Origin of the sequence: Herbaspirillum rubrisubalbicans (genome assembly GCF_003719195.1) — a bacterium.
GTDB classification, from domain to species: Bacteria; Pseudomonadota; Gammaproteobacteria; order Burkholderiales; family Burkholderiaceae_D; genus Herbaspirillum; species Herbaspirillum rubrisubalbicans.
The window spans coordinates 5526795-5541576 of record NZ_CP024996.1 but is presented as its reverse complement, the minus strand read 5'-3'; the positions used below and the strand labels follow the sequence as shown (position 1 = coordinate 5541576).

Below are 14782 nucleotides of genomic sequence, written 5' to 3'. Positions count from 1 at the left end.
AAGATGGCGCCGTTTTTTTTATGCCTTCGGAATGATCAGAGCAATCAGAGCAGGTCGATGCTGGGCAGGCTGCGGATGCCCCATTTGGCAGGATCGGCGTAGGCCACGATGCGGTCGCTGGCGTGGGTCAGGTCGATGATCTCCGGCTTGAGGGGCATACGGTTGGTGGTGGAGTAGAACAGCTTGACGCGGGGCGTGAGCAGATGATCCGGGCGCTGGTCCACCACCACACCGAGGCGGCCCGATTGCAGGATCACGCAGGAGCCGGTCGGGTAGATGCCGATGGCCTTGACGAAGGCTTCCATGGTGACCGGATCGAAATGCCCGGCGCTGGCGGCCATGTGGCGAATTGAGCGGGCCGGATCCCAACCGGCCTTGTAGGGACGGTTGGAGGTGATGGCGTCGTAGACGTCGCATACCGCGCCCATCTTGGCCATGACCGAGATGGCATTGGCCTTGAGATTGAAGGGGTAGCCGCTGCCATCGATCTTTTCGTGATGGTGCAGCGATACGTCCAGCGCGGCTTCGCCGATGCCTTCGATCTGCTGCAGGATGCCGTGGCCGTGTACGGTGTGGGCGCGCACCGAGGCGAATTCTTCCTCGGTCAGCTTGGCAGGTTTGTTGAGGATTTCCAGCGGTACGGCCATCTTGCCTACGTCATGCAGCAGCCCGGCCATGCCGGCCTGCTTGGTCTGTTCTGGCGTCATGCCCAACTGGTTGGCCAGCGAGATCATCATCGCGCACACTGCCACCGAGTGCATATAGGTGTAGTCGTCGGTGGTCTTCAGGCGCGCCAGGCTGATAAGCGCATCGGCATTGCGCGCCACGGAAGAGGTGATTTCGGTGACCAGTTCGGCAGCATCCTTGACGTCCACCGCCTTGCCCATGCGTGCTTCGGAAAACATGTTGAGCACGGTGGACTTGGAGGCGGAAATGATGCGCGCCGCGCGTTCGCGTTCGATGGTGGTTTCGGTGCGCGTGGCCGGCTTGGGCACTGCGACCGTGGTGGGCGCACCGTGGTGGTCCAGGCTGAGTTCGACTGCGGGCTCTTCGTCATCTTCCGTCAGGTTTTCGGGGGCGATATCACGACCCTTGGCGGTGTCGATGGTGACTTCTTCCACGGGACATTCCCGCAGGGTCTGCAAGTCTTCCAGGGTTTCGATCTTGAAGGACTTGCGCCAGAAAGGATGCTTGATCCATCCGCCGGGGATGGAATGGACATACATGCCCAAACGTAATTGTTCTAAGGCGATGGATTTCAACATATCGAATTCAGGTCTTGCCTGTCGCTGGTTGCTTTACTTCTTGAAAGCGGTTCGATTTCCTTGATGAAATAGACGCCCGTATTGTTGTCTCTGACTTCAGAGAGCCTGCCATTGATGAGCTGGCCGACTCTTTTTTATCGTAACAGAATGCGTTTTCCTTTAGGCCTAATGAGGCCTGATTGGAAAGGAAATTTACGAATGTTTTCCTTAATATTTATGAGGGGAAAATGTTTGGTGCATTTGTCTGAGAAATACTGACAAATCGCTGGGGCAGGCAGCCACCGCCTGAGAATTTGTGCTGCGATGGCTGTGAGCAATGGTGAGGAAAACTTATTTTTTCAGCGGCGGGGCATAAGGATTTCTGGTTAGCAAACGCAGGAAGCTGGCAATGCACGCCACCCCGGCAAATGCAGCACCGAATCCGAGGGCCAGACGCGATCCATGCGTCTCTGAGAGATTGAAGCACAAGGCCACCAGGGCGGCGCCCACGCTTTGTCCCAGCAGGCGCGCGGTGGCCACGATGCCGGAGGCACCACCGCTGCGATGGGGTGGTGCACTGGTCATGAGTGCCTTGAGATTGGGTGACTGGAAGAAGCCGAAGCCCATGCCACAGAGCAGCATCCGCCAACTGATTTCCCATACGCTGGGGGCGGCCGGCATGAAGGTCATCCACAACAGGCCGGCGCACAGGATGGCCAGCCCGACGCCACCCAGGATGCCGACCGGATAGTGATCCGACAGGCGTCCGGCAATCGGCGCCATGATGGCCACGGCCACCGGCCAGGGTGTCATCAGCAGGCCGATCTCGACCTGGCTGCGACCGAGGTCATGATGGAAGAAGAAGGGCAGCGAGACGAAGGCCAAGCCTTGTGCTGCAAAGGAACATACAGCGGTAATGGCCGAGAGCGTAAACATGGGATGGCGGAACAGGTCTACCGGCAGCATCGGTGCCGGATGCGACAGTTCACGCTTGAGCAGCAACAGGCCGCAGACGATGGCCGCGGCCAATTCCAGTCCCACCACCTTGAGTTCTGCCTGGTGCGCGCCTTCGCCGATGGCCAGAATCAGCAGGCCAAAGGCGGCGGCATTGAGGACCGCGCTGCGCAGGTCGAAGGCGTGGCTGGACAGTTTGGTGTGTGGCAAGGAGGGCAGGGCCAGGATCACGGCGGCCACGCCCAGCGGTACGTTGACCGCGAACAGCCAGGGCCAGGGCGCGATGGCCAGGATGCCGGAAGCCACCGAGGGGCCGACGGTGAAGGCGATGGCCACGATCAGGGTATTCAAGCCCACGCCGCGGCCCAGTGAGCGGGTCGGGTAGATGAAGCGGATCAGCGCGGTGTTGACGCTCATGATGCCGGCCCCGCCCAGTCCCTGCAGGAAGCGTGCGATGACCAGCGTGGGCAGTGACCAGGCCACCGCACACAGCAGCGAGGCCGCCGTGAAGAGCACCAGTCCCCAGATATAGATGCGGCGATAGCCGACGATTTCGCCCAATGCCGCCAAGGGCAGCAGGGCGACCATCATCGCCAGCTGGTAAGCGGTGACGATCCATACCGAAGCCGCTGGCGTGGTCTTGAGGTCCAGTGCCATGGCCGGCAGGGCGGTGTTGGCGATGGCGGTGTCGAGCGTGGCCAGGCCCACCGCGATGCCCAGCGCCAGGATCGCGCGGCCGCGTCGTTCGGGCGGCAGGCCTTCGCCGGCAATGACAATGTGGGGTTGGGGGGCGGGAGCGCCGGAGGAAGAGGGCTGCGAGGACATGGATGGGTCGGGTTCTGGCGTAGCAAGGCGTGCTGGCCTGCTGCAGAGATGGGCAGGCCGCCGCATGTTGTGGTGAATGTGAAGGAAACTGCGCCACCCGGCAGGGCAGCCGCACCATGATAGCGGGGAACGCCTCGGCGCGCTGGCAGCGGCCAGGTGGCGAGCGGCTGCGCTATGATGGCGGTTTGCGCCGGCGTGGCCGGTGCCTTTTGATCACGGAGTCCTCAGCATGTCCAAACAGCAGTTCTCGGAGCGCCTGTGCGCGTGGATCGATGAGCATTTCGAGGAAGAGGTCGATGTTCTGCAGCAGTTGATCCGCATCCCCACCGATACGCCCCCCGGCAACAATGCCCCGCACGCCGATGCAGTGGCCGAGCTGGTGCAGTCCTGGGGCTGGAATGCCGAGAAGCATCCGGTGCCGGCCGAGCAGGTGCGGGACTATGGGATGCAGAGCATTACTAACCTGATCGTGCGGCGTCCCTATGCCGAGGGCGGTCCGACCCTGGCCTTGAACGCCCACGGTGACGTGGTGCCGCCGGGGGAGGGCTGGACCCATGACCCGTATGGCGGCGAGGTGGTCGATGGCCGTATCTATGGGCGGGCGGCGGCGGTCTCCAAGAGCGACTTTGCCAGCTACCTGTTTGCCACGCGCGCGCTGGAAGCCCTGGGCGCGCCGCTGCGTGGGGCGGTGGAGCTGCACTTTACCTACGATGAGGAATTTGGTGGCCTGCTCGGTCCGGGCTGGCTGCTGGAACAGAAGCTGACGCGCCCGGATTACGTCCTGGCGGCCGGTTTCAGCTACAACGTGGTCACCGCCCACAATGCCTGCCTGCAGTTCGAGGTGACCGTGCATGGTCGCGCTACCCACGGGTCCATGCCCGAGACCGGCCACGATGCGCTGCAGGCGGCCAACGCCATCCTCAACGCCATCTATGGTGCGCTGCCGGGCTTGAAGGAAATCCGTTCGGCCATTGATGGCATCAGCCACCCGACCATGATCGTCGGCCGCATCGATGGCGGCACCAATACCAATGTGGTGCCGGGCAAGGTGGTGCTGAAGATGGACCGCCGCATGATTCCCGAGGAAGATCCGGCGCAGGTCGAGGCTGGTGTGCGCAAGTTGATCGAGGATGCGGTCGCAGGATGGCCGGGCATTCGGGTGGAGATCCGCCGCCTGCTGCTGGCGCGAGCACTGCGTCCGCTGCCGGGCCATGAGAAGCTGGTGCAAAGCCTGCTGCGCAATGCCCAGCAGGTCATGGGCGAGACGCTCACCACCCAGGGCTCGGCGCTCTATACCGATGCCCGTCTGTATGGCGAACAAGGGATTCCGGTGGTGCTGTTCGGCGCCGGTCCACGCACCCTCATGGAATCCAATGCCAAGCAGGCCGATGAAAACCTGACCCTGGATGACCTGAAGAAGGCCACCAAGGTGGTGGCGCTGATGCTGCTGGACTTCCTGGGACCGCAGCACTGAGTCTGCTGCATCCAGGCTGGATGCAACATTGTTTCTTGTTGGAAACGATGTTGCATCGCAGACGGCGCGACAAATGATTACAATGTGTGCCCGCGACATGGAGGCCGACGTTTCCTGTTGGCATGTCACGGGCCGGATGGCGCTGTGCGGCCAGTCCGGATAATGAAGCCAGTCTTGAGGGACCGAGATCAATCGCATGTCCAACGCCATCGAGCACACTCATCCGCCCCATTCGCCGCACTTGCCGTCGATACGCAAGCCCGGTTATCTCGGCTTGTCGTTCCGGCAGTTGCTGCTGGCCGCCTTCCTGCTCATTGCCGCACTCTTGAGCGGCACCTCCATCCATGCCCTGTTCACGCTGGACCGCATGTCGAGCAACAGTCGCGAGACTGCGCGCCAGGCGGTGCAGCTCACCGAATCGGCGCAACGCCTGGCCGAGCGTACCGTGGCCATGGAGCGCAGCGCGCGCCAGTACCTGGTGCTGGACGATCCGGCCTTCCATGCCCGCTTCAACGAGGCGCGCGAGCAGGCACGCCAGGCGCTGGGGGAGTTGTCCGATTCGCTGCCGATGGCGCCGCGCGAGCTGTTCAGTCAGTGGAGTTTGTATGGGGATGAGGCGGCCAGTGTGCTGGAGGCCGAGTCGCGCAAGGACAAGGGTGAACAGGCCAAGCTGTTCCAGGACTTCGCCCGTCTGCCTGCCTTGAATGAGCGCATTGCCCTGGAGAGCCGGCGCGAGGTGGATCGTCGCAACAATGCCCTGTCTGCCGCGCTGGACCAGCAGCGCCAGTTGCTGACTGCCCAGGTGCTGGGGGCCATCGTGCTGGCGGTGTTGCTGGCGTTCTGCTTCGGCTTGTGGCTGTCGCGTCCGATGGCGCGGCTGGAACAGGCCATCGGGCGCCTGGGCGACAATCGTTTCGACCAGCCCATCGAGGTGCGCGGCCCGGCTGATATCCGTCGCCTGGGCCAGCAACTGGATTGGCTGCGCCAGCGCCTGGCCGACCTGGAGGCCGAGAAGTCGCGCTTCCTGCGTCATGTTTCCCATGAATTGAAAACGCCGCTGGCCGCCTTGTGTGAAGGCGCGGCCCTGCTCGACGATGGCGTGGCCGGTCAGCTCAACGACAATCAGCGCGAGATCGCCCGCATCCTGCGCCAGAATACGCAATCGTTGCAGACCCAGATCGAGGATTTGCTGCGCTATAACGAAGTCTCCTTCGATGCCCAGCGCATCCATCCGGTGCCGGTGGATCTGCGCGCGCTGCTGCACAAGGTGATCGACGACCAGCGCCTGCAATGGCTGGCGCGCACGCTGACGGTGGAAATCGAGGGCGCGGCCCGCACCGTGGTGGTGGATCCCGAGAAGATGGCCATCGTGTTGTCCAACCTGCTCTCGAACGCCGTGCGTTTCAGCCCCGAGGGTGGCTGCATCCGCTTCCTGCTGGCCGAAGGGCCGGGCGTGGTGCGGGTCGAGTGCATCGATCAGGGGCCCGGCGTGGCGCCCACTGACGCCGCGCGCATCTTCGAACCCTTCTACCAGGGCTTGCACCAGCCCACGGGCGCGCGCCGTGGCAATGGCATCGGACTGTCGGTGGTGCGCGAGTACGTACTGGCCCATAGCGGCAAGGTCTATCTGGTCCCGCGCGAAGGCGGGGCGCATTTCCGAATCGAGTTGCCTGATGAAAAATAAGCTCCTGATCCTGGCCTGCACGGTGCTGCTGGCTGCCTGCGCGGCGCAAGCGCCGGCGCCGACTTCCACCGTGCAATTGATCCAGGCCAGCAGTAACGTGGATGAACTGCTGGCCTACAACGCCCAGTTGCGCAAGATGACCCCGGCCGAGCTGGGGCGTGAGTTGCAGCGGATCAATACCTATCCAGCAGGCCCGGCCACCAATATACGCCGCGCCATGGCCCTGTCGCTGACCCGCGATGCCATCGATCTGGCCAAGGCCGAAGCGCAGCTATGGAACGTCATGGCCGATCGCAGCGTCGAAGCGGAGAAACTCAAGCCGCTGGTGCAGTTGCTGGTTGGTCATTATTCCGACCTGCGCCGCGTTGCCGACAGTGCCGAGAAGTCTTCGGTGCAACTGAAGGAAGCGCAGCGCAAGGTGGATCAGCTCAACGACAAGCTCGAAGCGCTCAAGAACATCGAACGGACCCTGCCGGCCAGCGGCAAATGACCTGAGGTCATCCTGCCTGCCCATCGGGGCCGTTCCCTTTACCGGAACTGGAGTCCTGATGGGAAAGACTACCCCCCTGCTGCTGGTCGATGATGATCCCGACCTGCTGCGCCTGCTGACCCTGCGCCTGAACGCCAGCGGTTACCGCATCCTGGCCGTGGAAAGCGCCGAAGCCGCACTGGCGCAGTTGGCCATCTCGCTGCCGGCGCTGGTGATCACCGATGTGCGCCTGCCGGGCATGGATGGCCTGGCGCTCTTTGCCGAGATCCGCAGCCGCTATCCGGCCTTGCCGGTGATCCTTCTGACCGCCCACGGCACCATCCCCGATGCAGTCGATGCCACCACTCAGGGCGCTTTTGCCTACCTGACCAAGCCCTTCGATGGCCACGTGCTGCTGGACAAGGTGGCCCAGGCCCTGAGCCTGTCCGCCCCGGCCCAGGAGGCGCCCGATGCCGCCTGGCGCGCCGACATCATCAGCCGCAGCCAGCGTATCGACGAATTGCTGGCCGAGGCGCGCCTGGTGGCGGCATCCGACGCCAGCCTGCTCATCCGTGGCGAGAGCGGCACCGGCAAGGAGTTGCTGGCGCGTGCCATCCATCGCGCCAGCCCGCGGGCCGACAAGCCCTTCATTGCCGTCAATTGCGGCGCCATTCCCGAGCAGTTGCTGGAGTCCGAGCTGTTCGGCCACGTCAAGGGTGCTTTCACCGGGGCTGTCGAACATCGCGAAGGCCTGTTCCAGGCGGCCGATGGTGGCACGCTGTTCCTCGATGAGATCGGCGACATGCCGCCGGCCTTGCAGGTCAAGCTCTTGCGCGTGCTGCAGGAGAAGACCGTGCGCCAGGTCGGCGCCAATGAGTCGGGGGAGGTCAACGTCAGGGTGATCTCGGCCACCCATCGTGACCTGGAGATTGCCATGATGCAGGGCCAATTCCGCCAGGATCTGTATTACCGGCTCAATGTGGTGGCGCTCAATCTGCCTTCGCTGGAGGAGCGGCGCGAGGATATCGCCTTGCTGGCCAATCACTTCCTCAAGACCATCGCCGCCAAGTATCCCAAGCGCCTGACCGGGTTTGCACCGGATGCGCTGGAGGTGTTGAGTCTGGCGCACTGGCCCGGCAATGTGCGCCAGCTCTATAACGTGGTGGAACAGGTGTGCGCTTTGTCGACCGCGCCGCTGATCCCGGCGTCCCTGGTCCAGCGTGCGCTGCGGGTACCGACGCTGGACCTGCTGCGTTATGCGGAAGCCAAGCAGAAGTTCGAGCGTGATTACCTGGTGCGGCTGCTGAAGTTGACCGACGGCAATGTGTCGGACGCGGCCCGGCTGGCTGATCGCAACCGCACCGAGTTCTACCGGCTGCTACAGAAGAACGGGCTGGACCCGAGGCGTTTCCGGGGCGGGGAAGAGCCCGTCGCGCTGGAGCGACAGAGTGGAATCGTTTGAAATCAAGGGTTTGCAGGAAGGTAGAGGCAGCAGCGTCGTGGCAAACCGACGGAAATGGTCAGTTTTTTAGCTGATCAGGTGAAGGATTATTACACCGATATTTAATAAACCATTGATTTTATTGTGGATTTTTCTGGCTGGCACGCGCCTTGCCAATAACCGGGCAAGAATTGCTCTTCATATAAGCAGCGTTCGGAGCATTGTCCAGATCATCCATTGCCAAGGAGAACACCATGAAGAAGACCCCATTCGTTGCCCACCTGCTGGCCGCCAGCTTCTTGATCGCCGCCACCGTCCCGACCGTGCAGGCCGCCGACGCGCCAAGCGCACAGAAGGCGGGCGCTTATATAGATGACTCGGTCATCACCGCCAAGGTCAAGGCGGCGCTGCTGGAGGACAAGCAAGTCTCGGCCATGAAGATCAAGGTCACTACCAAGGATGGCGTGGTCACCTTGAAGGGATCGGTGCCCACCACGGAACTGGGTCAGCACGCATTGCAGCTGGTGGCCGGGGTCGAGGGGGTGCGCGATGTGAAAAGTGAGCTGACGGTAAGGGCTGGATAAGCCTGCCTGGAAAAGAAACCGGGCTATCCCGTTAGGGATGGCCCGGTTTCTTTTTGTTTTTGCAGTTTCCCTGGATCCGATGAAAGTCTTGTCTGCCAAGGCTTTGCGAGAGATTGAAGAGGAGTGCTGTGGCTATCGTTCTAAATTATTTTCAATTATTTTTGAAAAAGGGCTTGCGCGGTGTGGGGAGGGTTGCTATAGTTCGCCCCCTGCTGACGCGACACACGAAGCGAAGTTGAAAGACAGAGCGACGGAGGTGGGCGAAGCAAAGAGGTGTGAAGTGGTTTGTAGGGCGTTTTAAATGGAAGTAGTCGAAGCGATCAGTTAAGCGAGACGAAAAAATTTAAAACGAATCGCAAAAAAGTAGTTGACGCGATAAACAAACTGCTACATAATCTCGTTTCTCTGCTGCTGACGAACAAAACGATTCGCAGCGATGCAAGCAGCGCCAAGCGCGTTTGCGGCAGACAAGATCTTTAAAAATTAACAGTCGATAAGCGTGGGCGTTTAATGAAGTGCGACAGAACTTCGGTTCTGGAAACTTTAAACATTAAATGCTCACAAGAAATATAGGTAAGATCGCAAGAAATTACCTGTCAGTATTTTGAGAGAGCGATGCCCTTCGGGGTAGCCAGAAATGGCACAAAACAGAGATTAAACTAAAGAGTTTGATCCTGGCTCAGATTGAACGCTGGCGGCATGCCTTACACATGCAAGTCGAACGGCAGCATAGGAGCTTGCTCCTGATGGCGAGTGGCGAACGGGTGAGTAATATATCGGAACGTGCCCTAGAGTGGGGGATAACTAGTCGAAAGACTAGCTAATACCGCATACGATCTAAGGATGAAAGTGGGGGATCGCAAGACCTCATGCTCCTGGAGCGGCCGATATCTGATTAGCTAGTTGGTGGGGTAAAAGCCTACCAAGGCGACGATCAGTAGCTGGTCTGAGAGGACGACCAGCCACACTGGGACTGAGACACGGCCCAGACTCCTACGGGAGGCAGCAGTGGGGAATTTTGGACAATGGGGGCAACCCTGATCCAGCAATGCCGCGTGAGTGAAGAAGGCCTTCGGGTTGTAAAGCTCTTTTGTCAGGGAAGAAACGGTGGTAGCTAATATCTACTACTAATGACGGTACCTGAAGAATAAGCACCGGCTAACTACGTGCCAGCAGCCGCGGTAATACGTAGGGTGCAAGCGTTAATCGGAATTACTGGGCGTAAAGCGTGCGCAGGCGGTTGTGTAAGTCAGATGTGAAATCCCCGGGCTCAACCTGGGAATTGCATTTGAGACTGCACGGCTAGAGTGTGTCAGAGGGGGGTAGAATTCCACGTGTAGCAGTGAAATGCGTAGATATGTGGAGGAATACCGATGGCGAAGGCAGCCCCCTGGGATAACACTGACGCTCATGCACGAAAGCGTGGGGAGCAAACAGGATTAGATACCCTGGTAGTCCACGCCCTAAACGATGTCTACTAGTTGTCGGGTCTTAATTGACTTGGTAACGCAGCTAACGCGTGAAGTAGACCGCCTGGGGAGTACGGTCGCAAGATTAAAACTCAAAGGAATTGACGGGGACCCGCACAAGCGGTGGATGATGTGGATTAATTCGATGCAACGCGAAAAACCTTACCTACCCTTGACATGGTCGGAATCCTGAAGAGATTTGGGAGTGCTCGAAAGAGAACCGGCGCACAGGTGCTGCATGGCTGTCGTCAGCTCGTGTCGTGAGATGTTGGGTTAAGTCCCGCAACGAGCGCAACCCTTGTCATTAGTTGCTACGAAAGGGCACTCTAATGAGACTGCCGGTGACAAACCGGAGGAAGGTGGGGATGACGTCAAGTCCTCATGGCCCTTATGGGTAGGGCTTCACACGTCATACAATGGTACATACAGAGGGCCGCCAACCCGCGAGGGGGAGCTAATCCCAGAAAGTGTATCGTAGTCCGGATTGTAGTCTGCAACTCGACTACATGAAGTTGGAATCGCTAGTAATCGCGGATCAGCATGTCGCGGTGAATACGTTCCCGGGTCTTGTACACACCGCCCGTCACACCATGGGAGCGGGTTTTACCAGAAGTGGGTAGCCTAACCGCAAGGAGGGCGCTCACCACGGTAGGATTCGTGACTGGGGTGAAGTCGTAACAAGGTAGCCGTATCGGAAGGTGCGGCTGGATCACCTCCTTTCTAGAGTGCGCACGAAGTTAAGCGTCCACACTTATCGGCTGTAATTCAAAGAACAGTTATTTGGTGAAGCGCGGTCTGTGACACAAGGTCACTGACTGGCTACTGATACTGATCCAAGCGGGTCTGTAGCTCAGCTGGTTAGAGCACCGTGTTGATAACGCGGGGGTCGTTGGTTCGAGCCCAACCAGACCCACCAAGGTTTCGGGGGTTTAGCTCAGCTGGGAGAGCACCTGCTTTGCAAGCAGGGGGTCGTCGGTTCGATCCCGTCAACCTCCACCAAGAAATGTCAAACCTAAGTCAGCGTCACAAAACGCAAGACGTAGTGATTTAGGTTTGATCTTTTACGATCAATGGCTGTTTTTGTTCTTTAACAATCTGGAAGAAGTAAAGATTCATTTAAACGATCGCCAGGACTACGGTTCTTGCGAAAGTAAAAATGGGTGTGATTGTATCAATCAAAGTATTACGAAGTGATCTTAGCAATTAGAAGACTTACTTTGGAATACGGCAAACGCTAAAACTCAACGCTTTTTATAACGCTCTTGCAAAAGAGGCTAACGTTATAGGAACAAGCGAATAAGTGCACATGGTGGATGCCTTGGCGATTACAGGCGATGAAGGACGTAGTAGCTTGCGATAAGCTGCGGGGAGCTGGCAAACGAGCTTTGATCCGCAGATTTCCGAATGGGGAAACCCGGCCGTAAGGTCATCGTTATCTGAATACATAGGGTAACGAAGCGAACGTGGCGAACTGAAACATCTAAGTAGCTACAGGAAAAGAAATCAACCGAGATTCCCAAAGTAGTGGCGAGCGAAATGGGATCAGCCTGCAAGATTTAGCATCAACGATAGTAGAACGGAATGGAAAGTCCGGCCATAGTGGGTGATAGCCCCGTATGCGAAATCGATGGTGTGGAACTAGGCTTGCGACAAGTAGGGCGGGACACGTGAAATCCTGTCTGAAGATGGGGGGACCATCCTCCAAGGCTAAATACTCGTAATCGACCGATAGTGAACCAGTACCGTGAGGGAAAGGCGAAAAGAACCCCGGAAGGGGAGTGAAATAGATCCTGAAACCGTGTGCATACAAACAGTAGGAGCCCTGTAAGGGGTGACTGCGTACCTTTTGTATAATGGGTCAGCGACTTACATTCAGTGGCAAGCTTAACCGAATAGGGAAGGCGTAGAGAAATCGAGTCCGAATAGGGCGTTCAGTCGCTGGGTGTAGACCCGAAACCAGATGATCTATCCATGGCCAGGTTGAAGGTGCGGTAACACGCACTGGAGGACCGAACCCACTAATGTTGAAAAATTAGGGGATGAGCTGTGGATAGGGGTGAAAGGCTAAACAAATCTGGAAATAGCTGGTTCTCTCCGAAAACTATTTAGGTAGTGCCTCAAGTATCACCATCGGGGGTAGAGCACTGTTATGGCTAGGGGGTCATCGCGACTTACCAAACCATTGCAAACTCCGAATACCGATGAGTGCGAGCTTGGGAGACAGACGCCGGGTGCTAACGTCCGACGTCAAGAGGGAAACAACCCAGACCGCCAGCTAAGGTCCCAAAGATTGGCTAAGTGGAAAACGAAGTGGGAAGGCTAAAACAGTCAGGAGGTTGGCTTAGAAGCAGCCATCCTTTAAAGAAAGCGTAATAGCTCACTGATCGAGTCGTCCTGCGCGGAAGATGTAACGGGGCTAAGCCAGTCACCGAAGCTGCGGATATCCGTAAGGATATGGTAGGAGAGCGTTCTGTAAGCCTGTGAAGGTGTCTTGTAAAGGATGCTGGAGGTATCAGAAGTGCGAATGCTGACATGAGTAGCGATAATGCGGGTGAAAAGCCCGCACGCCGTAAGCCCAAGGTTTCCTGTTCAACGTTCATCGGAGCAGGGTGAGTCGGCCCCTAAGGCGAGGCAGAGATGCGTAGCTGATGGGAAGCAGGTTAATATTCCTGCACCGTCGTTAGATGCGATGGGGGGACGGATCGCGGAAGGTTGTCCGACTGTTGGAATAGTCGGTTTTTGCATCGAAGAAGGCTGTTAGGCAAATCCGGCAGCGTAATTCAAGGGTGTGAGACGAGCGAACTTGTTCGCGAAGCAATCGGAAGTGGTTCCAAGAAAAGCCTCTAAGCTTCAGTCTAACGAGACCGTACCGCAAACCGACACAGGTGGGCGAGATGAGTATTCTAAGGCGCTTGAGAGAACTCGGGAGAAGGAACTCGGCAAATTGGTACCGTAACTTCGGGATAAGGTACGCCCAAGTAGTTTGACTGGCCTGCGCCAGAAGGACAAAAGGGTTGCAATAAAATGGTGGCTGCGACTGTTTAATAAAAACACAGCACTCTGCAAACACGAAAGTGGACGTATAGGGTGTGACGCCTGCCCGGTGCTGGAAGATTAAATGATGGGGTGCAAGCTCTTGATTGAAGTCCCAGTAAACGGCGGCCGTAACTATAACGGTCCTAAGGTAGCGAAATTCCTTGTCGGGTAAGTTCCGACCTGCACGAATGGCGTAACGATGGCCACACTGTCTCCTCCCGAGACTCAGCGAAGTTGAAATGTTTGTGATGATGCAATCTACCCGCGGCTAGACGGAAAGACCCCATGAACCTTTACTGTAGCTTTGCATTGGACTTTGAACCAATCTGTGTAGGATAGGTGGGAGGCTTTGAAGCAGGAACGCTAGTTTCTGTGGAGCCGACCTTGAAATACCACCCTGGTTTGTTTGAGGTTCTAACCTTGGTCCGTTATCCGGATCGGGGACAGTGCATGGTAGGCAGTTTGACTGGGGCGGTCTCCTCCCAAAGTGTAACGGAGGAGTTCGAAGGTACGCTAGGTACGGTCGGACATCGTGCTAATAGTGCAATGGCATAAGCGTGCTTAACTGCGAGACTGACAAGTCGAGCAGGTACGAAAGTAGGACATAGTGATCCGGTGGTTCTGTATGGAAGGGCCATCGCTCAACGGATAAAAGGTACTCTGGGGATAACAGGCTGATTCCTCCCAAGAGTTCATATCGACGGGGGAGTTTGGCACCTCGATGTCGGCTCATCACATCCTGGGGCTGTAGCCGGTCCCAAGGGTATGGCTGTTCGCCATTTAAAGTGGTACGTGAGCTGGGTTTAAAACGTCGTGAGACAGTTTGGTCCCTATCTGCCGTGGGCGTTGGAAGTTTGAAGGGGGCTGCTCCTAGTACGAGAGGACCGGAGTGGACGAACCTCTGGTGTATCGGTTGTCACGCCAGTGGCATTGCCGAGTAGCTAAGTTCGGAAGAGATAACCGCTGAAAGCATCTAAGCGGGAAACTCGCCTTGAGATGAGACTTCCCGGGAACTAGATTCCCCTAAAGGGTCGTTCGAGACCAGGACGTTGATAGGTCAGGTGTGGAAGCGCAGTAATGCGTTAAGCTAACTGATACTAATTGCCCGTGCGGCTTGTTCCTATAACATTAGCTCTGTTATAGACAAGTTGAGCATATATTGTGTTTGCCCTAGTGCATCACACCCTAGAATCTAAATACTTCTTCCAGTTTGGGTTAGTTGCTGCTCCATCGAGAGCAACTGGCTTTACAAGTTATGCCTGATGACTATAGCAAGTTGGTACCACCCCTTCCCATCCCGAACAGGACCGTGAAACGACTTCGCGCCGATGATAGTGCTGCAACCAGTGTGAAAGTAGGTCATCGTCAGGCTTGTTACTCCGCAGAACCCTCGTTACGAAAGTAACGAGGGTTTTTGCTTTTGCGCGATCGCTTTGTGTTTGAGGGCATGACTCACGTTCGGATCATGCTTGCGCTACCCTCCTGCCTTCCCCAGAGCAGTCCTTCCTGCTCTCGTGCATGATGCACGATTCCCTACCTAATACTTCATTTCCCATCGCCCTCCTTTCTCCTACTGCCTGGACTTTCATCTTGTCCACAGCA

General features: G+C 57.7%; 7 protein-coding genes, 2 tRNA genes and 3 rRNA genes. 10 read left to right on the top strand and 2 right to left on the bottom strand.

Translation table 11 applies throughout. From position 1 onward, the window contains the following. Nucleotides 1-44 precede the first annotated feature (44 nt). Both RC54_RS24615 and RC54_RS24610 read right to left on the bottom strand, forming a co-directional pair. On the bottom strand, nucleotides 45-1265 hold the full coding sequence (locus RC54_RS24615; protein ID WP_061790040.1) for a cyclic di-GMP phosphodiesterase: 1221 nt from the start codon (nucleotides 1263-1265) through the stop codon (nucleotides 45-47). 330 nt (nucleotides 1266-1595) lie between these two features. Next, nucleotides 1596-3023, bottom strand: a complete 1428-nt coding sequence (locus RC54_RS24610; protein WP_061790041.1) for an MFS transporter — start codon at nucleotides 3021-3023, stop codon at nucleotides 1596-1598. 229 nt (nucleotides 3024-3252) lie between these two features. On the opposite strand from RC54_RS24610, the gene RC54_RS24605 reads away from it, so the two are divergent. The 10 genes from RC54_RS24605 to rrf all read left to right on the top strand — a co-directional run bounded on the left by RC54_RS24605 (nucleotide 3253) and on the right by rrf (nucleotide 14551). Next, complete coding sequence (locus RC54_RS24605; RefSeq protein ID WP_058897384.1) at nucleotides 3253-4497, top strand: ArgE/DapE family deacylase; 1245 nt, start codon at nucleotides 3253-3255, stop codon at nucleotides 4495-4497. A gap of 196 nt (nucleotides 4498-4693) precedes the next feature. Then, the gene (locus tag RC54_RS24600) at nucleotides 4694-6181 is read left to right on the top strand and encodes a HAMP domain-containing sensor histidine kinase (protein WP_058897383.1); all 1488 of its coding nucleotides are present in this window, start codon (nucleotides 4694-4696) and stop codon (nucleotides 6179-6181) included. Beyond that, nucleotides 6171-6671, top strand: a complete 501-nt coding sequence (locus RC54_RS24595) for a hypothetical protein (RefSeq protein WP_058897382.1) — start codon at nucleotides 6171-6173, stop codon at nucleotides 6669-6671. The genes RC54_RS24600 and RC54_RS24595 overlap by 11 nt, the downstream gene beginning before the upstream one ends. A 58-nt stretch (nucleotides 6672-6729) precedes the next feature. After that, a complete protein-coding gene (locus RC54_RS24590) occupies nucleotides 6730-8112 on the top strand; it encodes a sigma 54-interacting transcriptional regulator (RefSeq protein ID WP_058897381.1) in 1383 nt (460 codons plus the stop codon). 233 nt (nucleotides 8113-8345) lie between these two features. Beyond that, nucleotides 8346-8675 (top strand): BON domain-containing protein, encoded by a 330-nt coding sequence (locus tag RC54_RS24585; RefSeq protein ID WP_061790042.1) that lies wholly within the window; start codon nucleotides 8346-8348, stop codon nucleotides 8673-8675. 656 nt (nucleotides 8676-9331) lie between these two features. Continuing rightward, nucleotides 9332-10864 (top strand): 16S ribosomal RNA (locus RC54_RS24580). A 119-nt stretch (nucleotides 10865-10983) separates the two neighbouring features. Then, nucleotides 10984-11060 (top strand) — tRNA-Ile (locus tag RC54_RS24575). A 7-nt stretch (nucleotides 11061-11067) separates the two neighbouring features. Continuing rightward, nucleotides 11068-11143: transfer RNA gene (locus tag RC54_RS24570), tRNA-Ala, on the top strand. Between the two features lie 287 nt (nucleotides 11144-11430). Beyond that, nucleotides 11431-14302 (top strand): 23S ribosomal RNA (locus tag RC54_RS24565). A 136-nt stretch (nucleotides 14303-14438) separates the two neighbouring features. Beyond that, nucleotides 14439-14551: ribosomal RNA gene (gene rrf / locus RC54_RS24560) — 5S ribosomal RNA — on the top strand. The 16S, 23S and 5S rRNA genes sit together here with 2 tRNA genes alongside, the layout of an rRNA operon. Nucleotides 14552-14782 lie beyond the last annotated feature (231 nt).

Coding starts and splice junctions, on each gene's coding strand:
- RC54_RS24615 (WP_061790040.1), bottom strand. CDS start 1,265: ATGTTGAAATCCATCGCCTTAGAACAATTACGTTTGGGCATGTATGTC.
- RC54_RS24605 (WP_058897384.1), top strand. CDS start 3,253: ATGTCCAAACAGCAGTTCTCGGAGCGCCTGTGCGCGTGGATCGATGAG.
- RC54_RS24610 (WP_061790041.1), bottom strand. CDS start 3,023: ATGTCCTCGCAGCCCTCTTCCTCCGGCGCTCCCGCCCCCCAACCCCAC.
- RC54_RS24600 (WP_058897383.1), top strand. CDS start 4,694: ATGTCCAACGCCATCGAGCACACTCATCCGCCCCATTCGCCGCACTTG.
- RC54_RS24590 (WP_058897381.1), top strand. CDS start 6,730: ATGGGAAAGACTACCCCCCTGCTGCTGGTCGATGATGATCCCGACCTG.
- RC54_RS24585 (WP_061790042.1), top strand. CDS start 8,346: ATGAAGAAGACCCCATTCGTTGCCCACCTGCTGGCCGCCAGCTTCTTG.
- RC54_RS24595 (WP_058897382.1), top strand. CDS start 6,171: ATGAAAAATAAGCTCCTGATCCTGGCCTGCACGGTGCTGCTGGCTGCC.